At 59.1% G+C, this 19,892-nt stretch carries 16 protein-coding genes and 1 pseudogene; 9 read left to right on the forward strand and 8 right to left on the reverse strand.

Annotated features, from left to right (window positions below; all coding sequences use genetic code 11):
• The 7 genes and pseudogenes from B3187_RS08035 to purD all read left to right on the forward strand — a co-directional run.
• Positions 1–717: pseudogene (locus B3187_RS08035) on the forward strand (acetyl-CoA carboxylase biotin carboxylase subunit); the annotation flags it as partial.
• A 6-nt stretch (positions 718–723) separates the two neighbouring features.
• Positions 724–1,608 carry a 50S ribosomal protein L11 methyltransferase gene (prmA, locus tag B3187_RS08040; RefSeq protein WP_286805633.1) on the forward strand — a complete coding sequence of 295 codons (885 nt, stop codon included), beginning with the start codon at positions 724–726 and terminating at the stop codon, positions 1,606–1,608.
• 36 nt (positions 1,609–1,644) lie between these two features.
• Positions 1,645–2,943: a DUF3426 domain-containing protein gene (locus B3187_RS08045; RefSeq protein ID WP_286805635.1), complete on the forward strand. Its 1,299-nt coding sequence runs from the start codon at positions 1,645–1,647 to the stop codon at positions 2,941–2,943.
• 166 nt (positions 2,944–3,109) lie between these two features.
• Positions 3,110–4,099 (forward strand): tRNA dihydrouridine synthase DusB, encoded by a 990-nt coding sequence (dusB, locus tag B3187_RS08050; RefSeq protein ID WP_286805637.1) that lies wholly within the window; start codon positions 3,110–3,112, stop codon positions 4,097–4,099.
• Complete coding sequence (gene fis / locus B3187_RS08055; protein ID WP_286805639.1) at positions 4,096–4,389, forward strand: DNA-binding transcriptional regulator Fis; 294 nt, start codon at positions 4,096–4,098, stop codon at positions 4,387–4,389. Before dusB ends, fis begins: the two co-directional genes overlap by 4 nt.
• A 99-nt stretch (positions 4,390–4,488) precedes the next feature.
• The gene (gene purH, locus B3187_RS08060) at positions 4,489–6,063 is read left to right on the forward strand and encodes a bifunctional phosphoribosylaminoimidazolecarboxamide formyltransferase/IMP cyclohydrolase (protein ID WP_286805641.1); all 1,575 of its coding nucleotides are present in this window, start codon (positions 4,489–4,491) and stop codon (positions 6,061–6,063) included.
• A gap of 136 nt (positions 6,064–6,199) precedes the next feature.
• Positions 6,200–7,492 carry a phosphoribosylamine--glycine ligase gene (purD, locus tag B3187_RS08065; RefSeq protein WP_286805643.1) on the forward strand — a complete coding sequence of 431 codons (1,293 nt, stop codon included), beginning with the start codon at positions 6,200–6,202 and terminating at the stop codon, positions 7,490–7,492.
• Positions 7,493–7,534: 42 nt separating this feature from the next.
• Here the strand turns inward: purD and B3187_RS08070 are convergent, their stop codons facing one another.
• The 4 genes from B3187_RS08070 to B3187_RS08085 form a co-directional block, all read right to left on the reverse strand.
• On the reverse strand, positions 7,535–8,341 hold the full coding sequence (locus B3187_RS08070) for a hypothetical protein (protein ID WP_286805645.1): 807 nt from the start codon (positions 8,339–8,341) through the stop codon (positions 7,535–7,537).
• Between the two features lie 15 nt (positions 8,342–8,356).
• On the reverse strand, positions 8,357–8,938 hold the full coding sequence (locus B3187_RS08075; RefSeq protein ID WP_286805647.1) for a hypothetical protein: 582 nt from the start codon (positions 8,936–8,938) through the stop codon (positions 8,357–8,359).
• 158 nt (positions 8,939–9,096) lie between these two features.
• On the reverse strand, positions 9,097–10,659 hold the full coding sequence (locus tag B3187_RS08080) for a cellulase family glycosylhydrolase (protein ID WP_286805649.1): 1,563 nt from the start codon (positions 10,657–10,659) through the stop codon (positions 9,097–9,099).
• Positions 10,660–11,143: 484 nt separating this feature from the next.
• On the reverse strand, positions 11,144–11,701 hold the full coding sequence (locus tag B3187_RS08085; protein WP_286805651.1) for a thioredoxin family protein: 558 nt from the start codon (positions 11,699–11,701) through the stop codon (positions 11,144–11,146).
• Between the two features lie 533 nt (positions 11,702–12,234).
• Here B3187_RS08085 and uxaC point away from each other — a divergent pair.
• Together uxaC and B3187_RS08095 are read left to right on the forward strand one after the other, a co-directional pair.
• Positions 12,235–13,650, forward strand: a complete 1,416-nt coding sequence (gene uxaC / locus B3187_RS08090; RefSeq protein WP_286805653.1) for a glucuronate isomerase — start codon at positions 12,235–12,237, stop codon at positions 13,648–13,650.
• Positions 13,651–13,732: 82 nt separating this feature from the next.
• Positions 13,733–14,686, forward strand: a complete 954-nt coding sequence (locus tag B3187_RS08095) for an AEC family transporter (protein WP_286805655.1) — start codon at positions 13,733–13,735, stop codon at positions 14,684–14,686.
• 3 nt (positions 14,687–14,689) lie between these two features.
• Here B3187_RS08095 and phoU read toward each other — a convergent pair whose 3' ends face one another.
• The 4 genes from phoU to B3187_RS08115 all read right to left on the reverse strand — a co-directional run.
• Positions 14,690–15,412: a phosphate signaling complex protein PhoU gene (phoU, locus tag B3187_RS08100; RefSeq protein ID WP_024459593.1), complete on the reverse strand. Its 723-nt coding sequence runs from the start codon at positions 15,410–15,412 to the stop codon at positions 14,690–14,692.
• 20 nt (positions 15,413–15,432) lie between these two features.
• Positions 15,433–16,203: a phosphate ABC transporter ATP-binding protein PstB gene (gene pstB, locus B3187_RS08105; protein ID WP_024459592.1), complete on the reverse strand. Its 771-nt coding sequence runs from the start codon at positions 16,201–16,203 to the stop codon at positions 15,433–15,435.
• 111 nt (positions 16,204–16,314) lie between these two features.
• Complete coding sequence (pstA, locus tag B3187_RS08110; protein ID WP_286805658.1) at positions 16,315–17,979, reverse strand: phosphate ABC transporter permease PstA; 1,665 nt, start codon at positions 17,977–17,979, stop codon at positions 16,315–16,317.
• Positions 17,980–17,997: 18 nt separating this feature from the next.
• The coding region (locus B3187_RS08115) for an ABC transporter permease subunit (protein ID WP_286805660.1) at positions 17,998–19,892 on the reverse strand (1,895 nt) is incomplete at its 5' end.

The following is a 19,892-nucleotide window of genomic DNA, read 5'->3' on the forward strand; positions in this document are numbered from 1 at the left end:
CATGTGGAAATCCAGGTGCTGTCCGACGGCCAGGGCAATGCCATTCACCTGGGCGACCGCGACTGCTCGCTGCAGCGCCGCCACCAGAAGGTGATCGAAGAGGCGCCGGCCCCCGGTATCCCGGAAGACGTTCGCCAGTCAACCGCACAGGCCTGTGTCAACGCCTGCATCAAGATGGGCTACAAAGGTGCCGGTACCTTCGAGTTCCTGTACGAAGACGGCAACTTCTACTTCATCGAGATGAACACCCGCATTCAGGTGGAGCACCCGGTCTCGGAAATGGTGACCGGTATCGACATCATCAAAGAGCAGATTCGCGTCTGTGCGGGCGAGAAGCTGTCCATCAAGCAGGAAGACGTGGTGATTCGCGGTCACTCCTTCGAGTGCCGCATCAATGCCGAAGATCCCAAAACCTTCATGCCCTGCCCGGGCAAGGTCAAGAATTTCCATCCGCCGGGCGGTCTGGGTGTGCGGGTGGACTCGCACCTGTACAGTGGCTACACGGTACCGCCGAACTACGACTCGATGATCGCCAAGATCATCACCTACGGCGAGACCCGGGAAGAGGCATTGAACCGAATGCGTCACGCCCTGGATGAGACCATCATCGACGGCATCCGTACCAATATTTCGCTGCAACAGTGGCTGGTCCGGGACGACGAGTTCCGCAAAGGTGGCGTCAACATCCATTACCTGGAGAAAAAGCTTTCCAGCTGACGCCCTATGCCCTGGTTGCAACTGAAACTGACCACGGACCGGAATAGCGCCGAGGCGCTGGAAGATCTTCTTCTGGCCAGCGGCGCTGTGTCGGTTACGCTGGAAGACAACGCCGATCAGCCCATTCTGGAGCCCGCACTGGGGGAAACCCCGCTGTGGGACCAGGTGCGCCTGACCGGCCTGTACGATGCCGACATCGACACGCGTGCGGTCAGCGAGCGGCTGGCTTCCGCCTGGAACCGGCCGCTGCCCGAGCACCGCTGGGAACAGCTCGAAGATAAGGACTGGGAGCGGGAGTGGATGAGCCACTACCAGGCCATTCGCTGTGGCGAACGCCTGTGGATCTGCCCCAGCTGGCAGGAACCCCCGGAGCCCGACAAGGTCAACCTGATGCTCGACCCGGGCCTCGCGTTCGGCACCGGCACCCATCCCACCACGTTTTTGTGCCTGCAGTGGCTCGACCAACAGCAGCTCGACGGTCTGGACCTTGTGGACTTCGGTTGTGGCTCGGGCATTCTGGGAATTGCGGCGCTGCTGCTCGGTGCCGACCGGGTGACGGGAGTGGATATTGATCCCCAGGCGCTTACCGCCACGCGGGACAATGCGGCACGCAACGCGCTGCCAGAAAATGCCATGCCGGTCTATCTGCCCGGACGATGCCCCGAGGTGACGGCCGATATCATGTTGGCCAACATTCTTGCCGGCCCTCTGGTTGAACTTGCGCCACAACTGCAGCGCATGACCCGGGTTGACGGCAAGATCTGCCTTTCTGGCATTCTGGCCAATCAAGCCGAAACCGTGATGGCGGCTTATCGCCCCTGGTTTGACTTTGACCCGGTGGCCGAACAAGACGGCTGGGTGAGACTGACCGGCACCAAAATACGCCCGTAACGACCCCGTTTCGGGTGAGGAGAACACTGAACAATCATGGCCCCGACTAACATGGTGACCCGCTGCCCGCAATGCGGGACGTCGTTCCGGATCACCCCGGCGCAGCTACAGTCAGCGCGCGGGGCCGTGCGCTGTGGGGCCTGCCTGCATATCTTCAAGGCACGGGACCATCTGGTGGGGGCCCAGGCGCCAGCGGCCGAGCCGGCCCTGGTGCGCCGCTCCCCCCAAAAACCCACCCAGAACAGACCGACCACCACCAAAGCGGAGCGCAAACCCGCCGCCCCCAAGGCGCCGTCCCCTACGCCGAAAGAGGCGCGTCCGCGCGCTGAGCAAAAGCCCAAGGAGACCGGGCTGCGCTTTGACCAGTCGCGAATCGACCAGGAGTCGAGCGCGCTGGATGACGATGACTTTCTGATCAGTGATGATATGGATCAGTCCCGCCCCGAGAGCGAAGACGATCCGTTTGGTGTCGGCGAACAATCCCGCTCGCACAGCACGCACTCACTGTTCGAGCGAACCCCTCGTCCTGAGGAAGAGGGGGCCTCGGAGTCTGTTGACGACACCGACGAATCCTGGGCCATGAGCCTGCTCGAAGAAGAGGAAGAGCAGACCGCCAGTGTTCGGGTCGAACCGGCCCCCGAGCCCGCCTCGGACGTACCGTCAGACTTTGAACTGATGGACGAGCCGGAACCTCCACCCCCTGGAGAACACATCAAGTTCCACCTCGCCAGCAGCGATGCCGAGCAGGTCGACGACTACCAGGGCGGTGAGCGCATGCGCGCCCACGATCCCGAACGCTCGGCGCTGCTGATGAACATCGACCCCGAGCCGGTCGAGATGAACTGGACTCACCGACAGACCCGCCGACGGCGCTGGCTCTGGCCATCGCTGGTTGCGCTCGCGGCGGTCGCCCTGCTCGTTCAGGTTGCCTGGCTACAATTTGACCGCTGGAGCCGGATGGAGCCCTACCGCACCGTCTATGCAACCGTATGCCCCCTGATTGGCTGCCAGATGCCCGAACTGGTCGATCGCCGCCAGATCCGCGCCTACAACCTGGTGGTCCGCAATCACCCGGAGCGTGAGGGCGCCTTGATGGTCGATGCGATACTGCTCAACACCGCCCGCTTTGACCAACCTTTTCCCGGCCTGGTGCTGGAGTTCAGTGACCTCAATGGCGAGGTGGTGGCGGCGCGTCAATTCACCCCCGAAGAGTACCTCTCTGGCGAGCTGGCAGGTCGCACCATCATGCCCAGCAACCAGCCCGTCCACCTGACACTGGAGCTGGTGGACCCCGGCCCGAGCGCCGTCAACTACCGAGCCTACATCCCCCACTGACCGGCCCTCCTCCCGGCCCCGCCTGTTGGGGCGAATCAAAACCGATCAAAAAAACATCAATTCGGCGGTTTTGCTCGTTCCCAATCCGGGGCCAAACGGGTATCATAGCCAACCTTTTCCGGGGCTGTCGGTTACGGCCATTGAGACCCTCGAACAGGTGAGTCGCGTGTTTCGGATCGGTACCCATCAAATAGACAGCCGGGTGATTCTCGCGCCCATGGCGGGTGTGACGGATCGTCCTTTTCGGCAGCTGTGCCGGAAACTGGGTGCCGGCCTGGTGGTCTCGGAAATGGTGACGTCGGATGCAAGCCTTTGGAACAGCCGCAAAAGTCGGCTGCGCCTGGACCACGCCGGCGAGGCGGAACCGATTTCAGTACAGATTGCTGGAGGCGACCCGGCCATGATGGCCGACGCCGCCCGACTCAACGCGAACAACGGCGCCCAGATCATCGACATCAATATGGGCTGCCCCGCCAAGAAAGTGTGCAAAAAGGCCGCCGGCTCCGCTCTACTCAGAGATGAGCCTCTGGTGGCCGATATACTGCAGGCAGTGGTAGCGGCGACCAACCTGCCGGTCACCCTGAAAATACGCACCGGCTGGGACCGGGATAATCGCAATGCGGTGCGCGTGGCACGGATGGCGGAGGATATCGGCATTCAGGCCCTGGCCGTACACGGCCGGACGCGGGCCGATCGCTATCAGGGCCAAGCGGAATACGACACCATAGCCGCCGTGGTGGATGCGGTAACCATCCCGGTATTTGCCAATGGTGATATCGACAGTCCGTACAAGGCGCAACAGGTACTCGACCAGACCGGCGCTAACGCCGTCATGATCGGTCGGGCCGCCCAGGGGCGCCCCTGGATTTTTCGGGAAATCGATCACTACCTGCGTTTTGGTAGATCGGTCCCCGAACCGCCACTGACTGAAGTCAGGGACATTCTCAGCAGTCATTTGCGTGACCTCTACGGATTTTATGGCGACTATTTGGGCCCGCGCATCGCTCGCAAGCACCTGGGCTGGTACTTGCAGACGGTACCCGGTAGCGACCCGTTTCGTCAGGCGTTTAACCGTATGGACAACGCACAAGAACAACTGGACAGCGTTCTGAAGTACTTTGAACAGCTGATAGAACAAGAGGATCAAGCGGCATGAACACAGCAGAAAACTTTTTGGCTCCCCTGGGCGATACGGGCCACACCCACACGCTCACTCACGGACAGTCCCTGCGCGGCTGCGTGGAACAGGCCATGGAGAATTACTTTCAAAACCTCGACGGCCAGCCCGTCAGCGACGTGTACAACATGGTGATGGCCGAAGTGGAAGCGCCCATGTTGGAGATTGTCCTCAAGTACACCCGTCACAACCAGACCCGCGCCGCCCAGGTGCTGGGGCTGAACCGTGGCACGCTGCGCAAGAAGCTCAAGCAGTACGACCTGCTCTGAGCGCGACAACCCGAATTCCGAGGGGGTGGCATAAAACCACCCCCTCTGCTTTTGTAACTCACCTGAATTGACACCGGCATTGGGGGAAACTCACCGACCATGACCACCGACCTAGCACCCGTAAATCGTGCGCTGATCAGCGTCTCTGACAAAACCGGCATTGTGGAATTTGCCCAGGCACTGCACCAGCGCGGTGTGGAGATCCTGTCCACCGGCGGCACCTTCCGCCTGCTCAAGGAAAACGGCATTCCCGCCGTGGAAGTCTCTGACTACACCGGCTTCCCTGAGATGATGGACGGACGGGTCAAAACCCTGCACCCGAAAGTGCACGGTGGCATTCTCGGCCGGCGCGGGCAGGATGACGCGGTCATGGGCGAACACGGCATTAATGCCATCGACATGGTGGTGGTCAACCTCTACCCCTTCGAGCAGACCGTGGCCAAGCCCGGCTGCACCCTGGAAGATGCCGTAGAGAACATCGACATCGGTGGCCCCACCATGGTCCGCGCCGCCGCCAAGAACCATGCCCACGTCAACATCGTGGTCAACGCCAGCGACTATGCGCGCATTCTGGCCGAGCTGGATGCCAACAACGGCAAAACCAGCCTGAACCTGCGTTTTGACTTGGCCATCAAGGCCTACGAGCACACCGCCGCCTACGACGGCGCCATTGCCAACTACTTCGGCCGCAAGGTCGAGGGTGGCAGCGAGCACTTCCCGCGCACCTTCAACAGTCAGTTCCAGAAAACCCAGGAAATGCGCTACGGGGAAAACCCGCACCAGAAGGCGGCCTTCTACGTGGAGCAGAACCCCGCTGAAGCCGGCATCGCCACCGCCAAGCAGTTGCAGGGCAAAGAACTGTCCTACAACAACGTGGCGGACACCGACGCCGCCCTGGAGTGTGTGAAAAGTTTTGAGCAGCCCGCCTGTGTGATCGTCAAGCACGCCAACCCCTGTGGCGTGGCGACCGCGGCCAACCTGAAAGACGCTTACGACCTAGCCTTTGCCACCGATCCGGAATCCGCCTTTGGTGGCATCATCGCCTTCAACCGCGAGCTGGACGGTGCCACCGCCCAAGCCATTGTCGAGCGTCAGTTTGTAGAAGTGATCATCGCCCCCACCGTGTCCGATGAGGCCGTACAGGTCGTGGCCGCCAAGAAAAACGTCCGTCTGCTGGCCTGCGGCCAGTGGGGCATCGAGCGCATCGGCGGGCTGGATTACAAGCGCGTCAACGGCGGCCTGCTGGTGCAGGATCGCGACAACGGCATGGTAGCCGAGTCGGACCTGAAAGTGGTCACCAAGCGCGCCCCTAACGAGCAGGAAATCCGCGATCTGCTGTTTGCCTGGAAGGTCGCCAAGTTTGTGAAATCCAACGCAATCGTCTACGCCAAAAACAACCAGACCATCGGTGTCGGTGCCGGCCAGATGAGCCGCGTCAACTCCGCGCGCATCGCCGGCATCAAGGCCGAGCACGCCGGCCTGGAAGTGAAGGGCTCGGTGATGGCTTCAGACGCCTTCTTCCCGTTCCGCGACGGCCTGGACAACGCCGGTGCCGCCGGCATTGCCGCGGTGATTCAGCCCGGCGGCTCCATGCGCGACGAGGAAGTGATCGCCGCCGCCGACGAGCACAACATCGCCATGGTATTCACCGGCATGCGCCATTTCCGGCATTAATCGGCAACGGCGGATGCGCCTTCGGCTTATCCGCCCTACGCGGATTTATACCGCTGCGCTCGGCCGTAGGGCGGATAAGGCCAAAGGCCGCATCCGCCGTAACTCAAGTCAATCCAAACCACGAAAGGTCTAAAGCATGAACCTACTGGTCATCGGCGGCGGCGGACGTGAACACGCCCTCGCCTGGAAGGCGGCCCAGAGCCCCAAGGTCAACAAAGTGTTTGTGGCCCCCGGCAACGCCGGCACGGCCCTGGAGAAAAACCTGGTCAACGTGGATATCGACGTGCTGGATTTTCCGGCTCTGGCAGAGTTCGCCCAGCACAATGACGTGGCGCTGACCATCGTCGGCCCGGAAGCGCCGCTGGTCGAAGGCGTGGTGGACTACTTCGCCGAGCGCGATCTGCCCTGCTTCGGCCCCACCAAGGGCGCCGCCCAGTTGGAAGGCTCCAAGGCCTTTACCAAAGACTTCCTGGCCCGGCACCAGATCCCCTCCGCGGATTACCAGACCTTCACCGAGGTGGAGCCCGCCCTGGCCTACCTGGAAGAGAAAGGTGCGCCCATCGTGGTCAAAGCCGACGGCCTGGCCGCCGGTAAAGGCGTGATCGTGGCGGAAACCCTGGATCAGGCCCAGGACGCCGTGCGTGACATGCTCTCCGGCAATGCCTTTGGGGACGCCGGTTGCCGCGTGGTGATCGAAGAATTTCTCACCGGTGAAGAAGCCAGCTTTATCGTCATGGTGGACGGCAAACATATTCTGCCCATGGCCACCAGCCAGGACCACAAGCGTGTGGGTGAAGGCGATACCGGCCCCAACACCGGCGGCATGGGCGCCTACTCCCCGGCCCCGGTGGTCACCCCCGAGGTGCACGAGCGCATCATGCAGCAGGTGATTGTACCGACCGTGGAGGGCATGGCCGCCGAAGGCAACCCCTACACCGGCTTCCTGTACGCCGGCCTGATGATCACCCCGGACGGCCAGCCGAAAGTGATCGAATACAACTGCCGGTTCGGCGACCCCGAAACCCAACCGATCATGCTGCGCCTCAAATCCGACCTGGCCGAGCTGTGCCAGATCGCACTGGACGGCAAACTCGATCAGGCCCACACCGACTGGGACGAGCGCGCCGCGGTCGGCGTCGTGCTCGCCGCCGGTGGTTACCCGGGCAGCTATAACAAGGGCGACGAAATCAGCGGTCTCCCTACCGAAGAGACCCCCGGTGAGCGCGTATTCCACGCCGGCACCAAGACCGCCTCCGGTAAAGTCGTCACCAGCGGCGGCCGGGTGTTGTGTGCCACCGCCCTGGGCAATACTGTCAGCGAAGCGCAGCAGCGCGCCTACGCCCTGGCCGATCGCATCCAGTGGGACGGGGTTTTCTACCGTAAGGATATCGCCTATCGGGCGATTGAGCGGGAGAAGAAAGGCGAGTAGTTACTTGCAACGTTAAGGGGGGCGCTCAACCGCGAGCGCCCTTCAGGGCAACACCTCGTAGTCCCGCTGCGCGATGAGGGGCAGCGAAGGCTCGGCACCATAAATCTCGACCCGATAGGTGCCGGGCTCCCATCCCTGCCGGGGACGCACCCAGGCCTCCTGTCGCAACCCGGTATGGTCCGTCAACGGATGGTAGTCAAAGTGGGACAGGCCCGGCTGGTCCTCTCGCGCCCACCGAATGATCACCGACGCCTGCTGGTACTCAGTCGGCACCTGGTAGTGCAGATAGACCGTCCGGTCTTGCACGCTGAAGCGGTTCTGGGCTCGGAAGGGGCTGCCGTCCTGACCCGAGCGATAACGGCTGAATATCAGCGCCCCCGGGTTATCCGGGGCGAGTTCTGGAGGGGTTCCCGCCGCCCAGCGGGCGTAAAGTTCGCGCAGATGCTCAACACCCAGTCCCTGCCGATTCAGCCAGTCAGCGGTAATATGAGAGCGCTGTGAAAAGAAGGCCTCAAGCTGTTCCAGGTCGGTCTGTTGAATCAGCGCCAGCGCCTCTTCGCGCGTGAACCCCAGCGCGATTCCCAAACTCAGATCGTCGTGGAGGCGCCGACGCTCTTCCGGCACCGCATCTGACCGGCTCGCCTGCGCGTCCTCCCTGGGTGCCTCGACCGGAGCGGTTGCGCTCCGCGCCGAGGTCCCGCGACCCGGTCGTTCCGATAGTGATTCAACCGGGACCTTGAGCAGCGGCGTCCCTGCGCGCTCGTCACCTCCCTGATACAAGGCTCGCACCACGCTGAAAGCGCTCACACCAATAAATACAACGGTAACCAGCGTAACCAGGCGTTTCATTGGAGATGGTCCGGGCTAGAAGTTTCGTAGGTAGTCATCCCGCTCGTTAATGCACTCTGATCGGGAGTCATACTTGGTCAGGTAGCTGTAGGAGACACCGTCAGTGTTCGGGCCGCAGTCATTATCGCCGTACTGAACCGGTCCATAACAACTCGCATAGATGGTATCGGTGGTCTGTCCGACACAGAGGTTGTAGTAAATCTGTTCGCTGGGGTCTTCAACGCTTACGCCACCGCCACCGCCACCGGTGGAGCCGCTGCCGCAATCAAATCCGGCCGCTACGTCACGAGCATAGCTCACCTGAATTTCATAGTTACCATAGACCTCCTCGGCCTCACTTTGGTAACCCTCAGCACAGAGCTCCAGTGCCTGCTGATAGTAGGCATCCGCCGCCAGAAACTGGGTCGATACCTGTGTCCCACAAGCGTTGGCCGCATCCCGGTCAGAGGCTGTCACCAACTCCTGGAACGAACAGCTACCACCGCCGGAACTATCCAGCTCACGGGTATCTTCTCCTTCATCATCCTCGGCCACACAGCCGGACAGCGCCAGCAGGCTGAGAAGGCTTACTGCTTTGATATATCCCCAAGTCGTCATCTTTGATGCTCCGCATTGTGTCGGTTTTGTAGACAATTTTATGCGTCACAGCTTCAAACCGCATACCCCATTTGGGTGAAATTTGCCCCTCAACAACAAAAAAAGCCGAACGCATTGCCTGCGCTCGGCTTTTCGGTGCGGGTTTACTGACGATGCGGTCAGTCGGAAGCCCCTACCAGCACCTCCACCAGCTCCGGCTCAATGACGCTGCCACTGTAGCGATCAAACAGTGCGAAACCGCCGTTTCCTGCATAGCCATTGTCCCAATAGACTGGCACCATACCGTGATCAAGCGCTGACTGGGTAATGTATTCATTCCAATAGCGCCGATAGGTATCGTGACCTTCGACATTCTGCCGTGAAATAACGCCATATTCACCCAGAATGACCCCGACACCCTGGTCGATGAAGTTCGTCTGCATCCGCTGGAACTGGTTATCCACGTAGGACTCATTGGCCCAGGTTTCGGTGACATTCGGGTCGGTTGCGATCGAACCCCACTGGGTAATGTTGCTGCTTTCGTTCAACGTAAAGTTGTAGGGGTCATAGTAATGCACCTCCATCAACAGCCGATCACTGACCGTATCCTCGGGAATCTCGGCGAAGTTCACGGTGTGATCAATGTTGGTATTGAACCCCTGAACCACCAGATAACGATCCGCGTTGTTGCCACCGGTCGCGCGCACGGTGTCGACAAAGGTCTGATTGAAGCTGTTCTGGACGGTGTAGTACTCCTCGGTTGGCGTCCCGTAATCGCCTTCGACCATTACCTCATTGGTACCGGCAAACAGCAGTCGATGATCGTAGGCCTCAAAGTGCTCGGCTATCTGGGTCCACATGATGGCCAGACGATTGTTGACATACTCCTGATCCGCGTAGGTCGGCTGCATCCAGCCACCGTCCCAGTGGATGTTCATGATCACATACAGGTCCGCGTCCAGCGCGTAGTTGACCACTTCCTCTACCCGGTTTTTCCAACTCTCCTCGATGATGAAATTTTCGGTATCGGAGAACTGACTCCAGGCTACCGGCACCCGAAGCGTGTCGAAACCCGCGGCTTTTACCCTATCGATCAGCTCCCGGGTAATTTCGGGATTCCCCCAGGCGGTTTCACCGCCAATGGCGTCCAGGGAGTTGCCGACATTCCAGCCCACGCCCATTTGCTCGGTCAGCTCCACGGCCGTCAGCCCCCCGGGGTCGCTCACAGAGGAGCTGGACGAACTGGAAGCGCTCGACGAAACGGAGGAACTACTGCTGGACGAGCTACTGACCGAACTACTCGATGAGGATTGCGAGCTACTGGAACTCGACGAAACCGACGAGCTGCTGGACGAGCTCGCCCCACCACAGAGAGCACCCGACAGCTCCGGCACTTCCGCGTCGCCGTTCTGACTCACCTGAAATCCAAATTCAATCGACTGCCCCGGCTGGATCGACTGATTCCAGCTAAGGTTGGTCGCACTGTAGGGATTGGAACCCTCCAGTTCGGCATTCCAAAGGTTGGTAATGGTGCTGTGCTCATACTCCCAACTCACCTGCCAACCATTGATCGCCGAGGTGTCGTTATTGGTAATCTGGATGCTCGCAATGGCGCCAGCGCCCCAATCACTTTGAACCAGATAATCGCATTGAACGGATTGAGCCTGGGTGATCGGGGCCACCATTAATCCGGCGGCCAACAAAAAAGCGCCACTGATTGTTTTTATCTTTGAAAACGTCATGGGAAATTATCTCCTTTCCGGGTTTTTATGCGAGAAAAATATCAAGGAATAGCGCACCGCATACCGGACCTGAAATACTCACCAGTCCCTACCGAATACCACTGTGTATGCAGCGTCAGTCTTATACTTCTTCGAGTTTCCGGCTCTGACCGAGGCCAAAGCGTCCACTCACCAAAAAGTATATCGACAGCGCTTCAGGGAAAAATGCAGAAGGGCTTGCGGGACGAGAGGGAGATCACAAATTGCAAAGAAGAAAAAGTCGCTAAGGTAAGAAGTGAAAAGTCTGGCGACATTTGCCACAGATGGCGTAAAAAAAGGGGGGACTGATCTTCAATTTCTGAAGGCGCGCTCTTGGCGCGTAAAACAAAGCCGATTTGGGCAAACGGCAAATCCGGCTGTACCCCAGGGACGGAGAGAGAGGGACGCCGGATTCGTCCCTCCTGACACAGAATTTAACATGCGGATTGATTTTCTTATTTGAAAATCAGGATTTCCACTTGATATTGCAGCCCAGGCTGGGACGCTGCTGATCTTCGGGGGGCTGCTCACCTCTGGCGACCAACTCAGCCGCCGCCAGCAGGTCTTTCCCGGTCACCGGAATATCATTGCCCGGACGGCTGTCGTCCAGTTGGCCCCGGTAAACCAACCGCTTATTCCGGTCAAACAGGTAGAAATCCGGGGTACAGGCCGCATCAAAGGATTTGGCCACCCGTTGGGTTTCGTCGTAGAGGTACGGGAACGCCAGTTTGTACTCCTTGGCAAATTGAGCCATTTTTTCCGGAGAATCCGCCGGGTACTCCTTGACATCGTTGGAGCTGATGGCGATACAGCGGATGCCCATTTCATTGAGCCGGTCGTTGAGTGTTTCCAGGAACGGCGCAATATGCAGGACAAACGGGCAGTGGTTACAGATGAACATCACCACCAGCCCCTTATCGCCCATGCGCTGGCTCAGTTTCCAGGTCTCCCCGGCGGGATCGGGCAAAGTGGTATCGGGCAGCTCAGTGCCCAGAGGAAGCATATTGGAAGGCGTGCGGGCCATAATTGACTCTCCTGTTAAGCGCCAGCCCCACCCGGGGCCACAGACACTTGGATGGTTAGCCCTGAATTGTATACCCCCGGGCGGCCCCTGTTAAAGCCAGCAACAGACGCCACTCCCCCGGGGCTAAAGGCCCAGAGACCGGGGGAGCCGCGCAAGAATTTCACTATTGGTGAAATAGCACCCCTTTATTTCATGATGACCACAACATTGATATAATTGGGCTTCGATGTTAGCAAGCACTTACAGCCGTACACCACCCCGAACAATGACTGTTTATATTTGCTCACTCAGGAGGTAAACTGACCCTGATCCGCATCATAAGCGGCGCCGGGCCCACTGAGTGATCCCGGGACAAAACGCGGTGGACACCATCGCACAATAAATCAACCCTGGCAGTATGCAAGCAGTACAGCGCGTTTTGGGGCCGGACTCCGGTTCTCGCTGTGGGCGCTGCCTAAACCAGCTGCACAACCGACATTGGGGTCTGCCCGGCACCCGGTGACGGCTTTTGTGTGTTGAGAGGAATTGTGAGAATGACTTTTATACACGACGATTTTTTGCTCGACACCGAGCAGGCCAAGGCGTTGTACCACGATTACGCCAAAGACATGCCGATCATTGACTACCACTGCCACCTCCCCCCGGATCAGATCGGCGAAAATAAACAGTTCAAGAATCTGTCCGAGGTCTGGCTGGCGGGTGACCATTACAAATGGCGAGCGATGCGCTCCAATGGTGTCAGCGAAAAGTACTGCACCGGTGATGCCAGCGACTGGGAGAAATTTCAGGCTTGGGCCGAAACCGTACCGAATACCCTGCGCAACCCGCTGTATCACTGGACCCACCTGGAACTGAAGAAGCCTTTCGGCATCACCGACAAGCTGCTCAGCGGCGAAAATGCCCGCGAGGTGTGGGACCAGTGCAACGAACTGCTGGCGACGCCGGAATTCAGCGCCAAGGGCCTGATCACCCAGGCCAATGTGAAGGTCATTTGCACCACCGATGACCCGACCCACGACCTGCGCCATCACCAGTCCATCGCCGCGGACAGCAATTTCAACACCAATGTGCTGCCCACCTGGCGCCCGGACAAGGCCATGGCCGCCGAAGATACCCAGGGTTACAACACCTACCTGGATCGGCTCGGGGAAGTGGCTGACGTACAGATCAGCACTTACGACGACCTGATGAGCGCCCTGCAGAAGCGTCACGACTTCTTCCATGAGCAGGGTTGCCGCCTGTCGGATCACGGGTTGGAAACCGTCCACGCCGAAGACTATACCGACGCTGAAATCAAGGCGATTTTCGCCAAAGTGCGCGGCGGCAAGGACCTCGACCAGACCGAGCTGGACAAGTTCTACTCGGCGATGCTGGTGGAGTTCGCCCGTCAGGACCACGAGAAAGGCTGGGTCCAGCAGTACCACATTGGCGCCATCCGCAACAACAACCCGCGGCTGTTCCGCGATCTGGGCCCGGATACCGGTTTCGACTCCATTGGCGACCACAACTACGCCAAGCCGCTGTCGAAATTCCTCGGCCGTCTGGACAACGACGACCGCCTGGCCAAAACCATTCTGTACAATCTGAACCCGCGCGATAATGAGATGATCGCCACCATGATCGGCAACTTCCAGGATGGCTCGGCCGCCGGCAAGATGCAGTTTGGTAGCGGTTGGTGGTTCCTGGATCAGTTGGACGGCATGAAGCGCCAGATCGAAGCCCTGAGCCAGTTGGGCCTGTTGAGCCGGTTTGTGGGGATGCTGACCGACAGCCGCAGCTTCCTGAGTTACTCCCGCCACGAGTACTTCCGGCGCCTGCTGTGCCGTATCCTCGGCCATGATATGGCCGCCGGTACGGTACCCAATGACCTGAAAATGGTCGGCAGCATGATTCAGGACATCAGCTTCAACAACGCGAAAGACTACTTCCCGTTTGACGTCCCGAAGTAAGCGGGTCGATTAGATAGCGTGGTAGTCTGTAGAGCCCGGCAGTCATGTCGGGCTTTTTTCGTTCTCAACCCGGAGAGCGCTCTTGGACAGCACCAATTTGCTATCGACATTCCTGTTCTCACTCTCGGTCACCACACCGATTTTCCTGATGGTGATTCTTGGTGCGGTGTTACGCCGCATCGGGATGATTGATGAGACCTTCATCAACACGGCATCGCGCCTGGTATTTGCGGTGGGCTTGCCGGTACTGTTGTTTTTCAGCAGCGCCACCACCGACTTTGGTGCCGCCGCCGACGGCCGCATCCTGTTCGCGGTAGTAGCCGGAGCGATCGCCATTTTTCTGTTGAGTCTGCTCACGGCGGACGGTTTTGTGCGCGACCGGCGGGACCGGGGCGTCCTGGCCCAGGCGGCGTTCCGGGGCAACCTGGTGATCATCGGTCTGGCCTACTGCGCCAATGCCTACGGAGAAAGCGGCGTGGCCATGGCCGCCCTACCCATCGCCATCACCATCGTGCTCTATAACGTACTGTCGGTCATTGCGCTCAACCGGGACCTGGACAGCCGGCGAGGCATGCGGGGCGTGTTCTCGGGTGTGGTGAGCAACCCATTGATCATCGGCATTGTCGCCGGACTGTTCTACGGTTGGATTGAAGGCCCCATGCCCGAGCCCGTTCAACGGGCGGGTAACTATCTGGGTGAGATGAGCCTGCCACTGGCCCTGCTGTGTGTGGGCGGCGCGCTGGATCTGAAGTCATTACGGCAAGTGGGCGGTGGCGCCCTGGCGGCCACCACCTGGAAGCTGATTGTTTCGCCCCTGGTCGGTGTCCTGATCGCCTTGGCTCTGGGGCTGGAGGGTCAGGCGCTGGCGGTGGTCTTTCTGCTGGCCGCGTCGCCCACGGCTACCGCCAGTTTTGTCATGGTGCGGGCCATGGGCGGTAATGCCTCCCTGGCGGCCACCATGATCGTCCAGTCCACGGTTTTCGGGTTGGTGACGGTCACGCTGGGCCTGTGGATACTGCAGGCCCTGGCGAGCTGAACACTACTCGTTGTCGTCCTGGATCTGCTCCTGAATCTCGTCATAGGATTCGTGGCGCACATCTTCACCCTTCACCAGATACACCACGTACTGGGCCAGGTTTCGGGCGTGATCACCGATCCGCTCCAGGGCGCGCAGACTCCACATGATGTTCAGGGCACGGGAAATATTGCGAGGGTCCTCCATCATGAAGGTCAGCATTTCCCGCATGGCGGAGTTGTACTCCATATCCACGGTGTTGTCCGTTTCCACCACCCGTAGTGCCAGGTCGATATCCAGACGAGCAAACGCATCCAGTGCGTCACTCAACATGCGCGAGACATGGCCACCGATGTGGCGCACTTCAACGTACCCGCGCGGTGTGGAGCCGTCACCGCTAAGGGCGATAGCTTGCCGGGCGATTTTGCTCGCCTCATCACCCACCCGCTCCAGGTCCGTGATGGCTTTGGTAACCGCGATAACGAGACGCAGGTCACTGGCCGCTGGCTGGCGACGCGCCAGAATGCGAACGCAGTCTTCGTCAATATCCAGCTCCATGTCATTGACGTGATCATCTTCCCGAACCACCCGCTCGGCGGTCTCGGCATCGGCATCAATCAGCGCCTGTATGGCATCATTAACCTGACGTTGAGCCAGTCCACCCATCTCGGACAGCTTGGTCTTGATTTCATCCAGCTCAAGATTGTACTGCTGAGAAATATGATGCGTATGGGATTTGATATCCATGACCATAATGAGTGCTCCTCTTAGCCGTACCGGCCGGTAATATAATCTTCGGTTTGCTTATTGGTCGGGTTGGTAAACAGCGAATCGGTGTCACCAAACTCGATCAGATCGCCCATGTACATGAACGCAGTATAGTCCGAAACCCGGGCCGCCTGCTGCATATTGTGGGTCACAATCACAATGGTGTATTGATCTTTGAGCTCGTAGATCAGCTCTTCAATTTTCAGTGTTGAAATCGGGTCCAATGCCGACGCCGGCTCATCCAGCAAAATCACTTCCGGCTCAATGGCAATGGCGCGGGCGATGACCAGACGCTGCTGCTGACCACCGGACAGACCAAAGGCGTTGTCGTGCAGCCGGTCTTTGACTTCTTCCCACAGGGCAGCGCCGCGCAGGGACTTCTCCACCACTTCATCCAGAACCCGGCGGGACTTTACGCCCTGCAGACGCAGGCCATAGGCGACATTTTCATAAATGGATTTCGGAAATGGGTTGGGCTTCTGGAATACCATACCCACCTGACGACGCAGCTCGGCCACGTCGACTTTCTTGTCGTACATATTGCTGCCATCCATCAGGATCTCGCCTTCGATGCGGCAGATATCCACCAGGTCATTCATCCGGTTGAAACAGCGCAGCAGCGTCGACTTACCGCAGCCGGAAGGTCCGATAAAGGCGGTTACCTTCTTTTCGGGAATCTTCAGGTTGATGTCTTTCAGGGCACGATTATCCCCGTAGTACAAATTCAGATTATTGACCTCGAGCTTGATGGTCTCGTCTTCCAATGCCATGGCATTACCCTGTGTCTGAGGGCGGGGCGCGCCCACGTGTGCTTGGTGGTCGGGTGCCGTTGATGACCCGCTTTGCTTGGTAGTGTCTTCTAACATGCTAGGCTCCCGCGATCAATCAGAGGCGCTGCGATACTTCTCGCGCAGCGTGTTACGAATTTTGATGGCTGTAAGGTTCAGAATAATGATCAACAACACCAGCGTCAGCGCCGTCGCGTAAACCAGGGGGCGAGCGGCTTCAACGTTCGGACTCTGGAAGCCGACGTCATAAATATGGAACCCGAGGTGCATGATCTTCTGATCCAGATGAATGTACGGGTAGTTGCCATCAATGGGCAGGCTCGGTGCCAGCTTGACCACACCGACGAGCATCAATGGTGCCACTTCACCGGCGGCACGGGCGATGGCCAGAATCAGGCCGGTCATCATGCCAGGCGTGGCCAGAGGCACCACCACCTTCCACAGGGTCTCCGACTTGGTCGCCCCCAGGGCCAGACTGCCCTGACGGATGGTGCTGGGAATACGCGCCAGGCCTTCTTCGGTGGAAACAATCACCACCGGCAGGGTCAACAGGGCCAGAGTCAGAGACGCCCAGAACAAACCCGGCGTACCAAAGGTCGGGGCCGGTAAGGACGCGGGGAAAAACAGCTCATCAATGCTGCCCCCCAGGAAGTACACAAAGAAACCCAGACCAAACACCCCGTATACAATTGAAGGCACACCGGCCAGGTTGTACACCGAAATGCGGATCAGCTTCAGTACCGTGCCCTGACGGGCGTACTCGCGCAGGTAAATGGCGGCCAGCACGCCCAGCGGGGTAACCATGATCGACATCACAATCACCATGGTGACGGTGCCGAAGATGGCCGGGAAAATCCCGCCTTCGGTATTGGCCTCGCGGGGCTCTTCGGTCAGGAACTCCCAGAACCGGTCCATGTAGTGTGCCAGCTTGCCAAACACACCCAGGTGGTTGGAGCGGGTAACCCGCACGATGTTATGCAGGTGAATGGTTTTTTCCATTCCGTTGACGGTTTCAACATCAAAGCTGTCCCGCTCGATCTGCTCATAAATCGCGTCGCGCTCCGCCTTGATTCGGCGGTACTCTTCGTTCAATGCCTCTCGCTCGACCGCAAACTGCTCTTCGGCCTGCGCCATTTCTTCCGGCGAAACACCCTGCAGCTCAAGGCGGCGACGCTCCAGGCGCAGCCGTTCCAGCTTGTGGTTGATGCTGCCAATCTCCACCTTTTCCTTGCGACGGATTTCGTTGTGCAGATCCACGCTGCGCTCGACCCGGGCTTCCACCTCTGGCCAGAAATCCTCATCGCCCAGGCGGCTGATCACTTCGCCGTGTTCTTTCAACGCCACCGGGAAACCGTAAAAGTTACCCCACTCGCGACGTTCAACCACAATGGCATTTTCCGGGTAGTGCCACTCACCCATGCCCACATCCAGGTACCACTGAAAATCGCTACCGAGATCCCGATTACCCTGTTTGATCAGATAGCGGGTCACCAGAGGGACATCCTCGCCCACGGTGTAGCCATTGGTACGCGCCACTCGCGCGGGAATGACTTCCTTACGGACCAGTTCTCCCAATACTTCCTGTCGGTCGCCATCGCGATCCAGCACCGACATCTGCACCAGATCAGCGGGCCAGAAATGGCCAAAACCGCGAACGGCAATCAGCCCCAACAGGCCCACAACCATAATCATACACAGCGCCACGGCACCGCCGTTCAGCCATACCCAGGGGGCACCACTTTTAAACCAGGCTTTCATCAATCAGGCTCCCAATGGTTACAGGTTGCTGTAGCGTTTACGCAAACGCTGGCGAACGACTTCGGCCAGAGTGTTGACCACAAATGTCAGGGCCAACAGCACCAGAGCGGCGAGGAACAACACCCGGAAGTGCGTGCTGCCAATGGCGGTTTCCGGCAGCTCCACCGCCACGTTGGCGGACAGGGTGCGCATACCTTCGAATATATTGAAGTTCAGCACCGGGCTGTTGCCGGTGGCCATCAACACAATCATGGTTTCACCCACTGCACGACCAAAGCCCATCATCACCGCCGAGAAGATACCCGGGCTGGCGGTGGGCAGAATCACACCTATTACGGTCTGCCAGCGGGTTGCCCCGAGGGCCAGAGACCCCTGGGTCAAATGGCGGGGCACATTGAACACCGCGTCTTCGGCGATCGAGAAAATGGTGGGAATCACCGCAAAGCCCATGGCAATACCCACGACCAGTGCGTTGCGCTGATCGTAGTCAATATTGTTGTTGGTCAGCCATTGGCGCATGCTGCCATCAAAGAACCACACTTCGACGTGCGGACTGACCGCGATACAGGCCCATCCGGTCAACAGAATGGGGACGATCAGAATGGCGGCCTCCCAACCTTCCGGGACGTTGCTGCGAATCGCCGATGGCAACCGGCTCCACAACAACCCTACGGCCAACATGGTGACCGGCAGGAAAATCAGAATACTGAATACCGCTGGCAGGTGATTTTCCAGAAACGGTGCCAACCATAGACCGGCAAGAAAACCCAAAATGACCGTCGGCAGGGCTTCCATGATCTCAATGGTGGGTTTGACCACGCCACGCAGCTTGGGGGTCATGAAGTAGGCGGTGTAAATGGCGCCCATCACACCCAGAGGGATGGCAAACAGCATCGCGTAGAAAGCGGCTTTGAGCGTACCGATAGACAACGGCACCAGGCTCATTTTCGCCTCGGAGTCATCCGCGCCAGAGGAAGCCTGCCAGACGTACTCGGGCTGCTGTCGGCCTTCATACCAGACCTTCTGCCAGAGTGAGCTCATGGAGATTTCCGGATGCTCATTCCAGACCGAGGCTATATGCAACCGCTGGTCATTATCCAGCGCCAACAAGCGGCCGTTAATGGGCGACAATGCCAGTTGCGAAATGGGCTGATCCGTGACCGACTCGATCACCAGGGTGCTCGACGATGTCCCGTAGAAAAGGCCGACATTGCCTTGGTCGTCACCGGCCGCGAAACCTTTTCGGGTATATTCCGGTGCGATAGTGGTCACCGAGCCCGGCATGGAGCCAAAGTCCCGCACCGGCGTCAGATGGAATTGATTGTTATCGTCCCGAATGATAAACCACTGGCTGACCGACCCCTGGTCCGTGCCGATGATCACCGACAGCGTACCGACCAGAAACTCCAGAGCGTTCACCTGGCCACGCTCGGTGGGAAGCGTCTCGATCAACCGGGCATCTTCAGCGCGCTCGACATGGTAAAAATGCAGTTGTTCCCGATCGTCCGCGACCACCAAAAAACGCCCAGTGGCATCGACGATCAAGTGTTCCACCTGGGCACCACCGGGTAGTGAGGGCACGGAATAGCTATCACCGGATACGCTACCGCCGTTGCCGAACAGACCCTGGTTCATCCGGTAACGCCCCACAAGGATCTGATTGTCTTCAGTGACGCCGGCAACCATCATGCCGGCATCCGTGCTTTGCACGGCGACTTCGCGCAAGGCGCGGCCCTGCTCGTCCAGCGTGACGGGTTCCTCACCCAGTGGGTAATCCAGCCCCGGGGTCACCAGCCGCTGGTCATTGGGATAGCTGAGGCTATAGGTCTCCTGGACGACAGATACCGAGCCATCGGAGAAACCGTAGGCCACCAGCTGCTGATTCGGCACACTGGTATCAACCGCCGTGGCCG

The organism is Marinimicrobium sp. UBA4209 (assembly GCF_002381585.1).
Taxonomy (GTDB): Bacteria; Pseudomonadota; Gammaproteobacteria; order Pseudomonadales; family Cellvibrionaceae; genus Marinimicrobium; species Marinimicrobium koreense.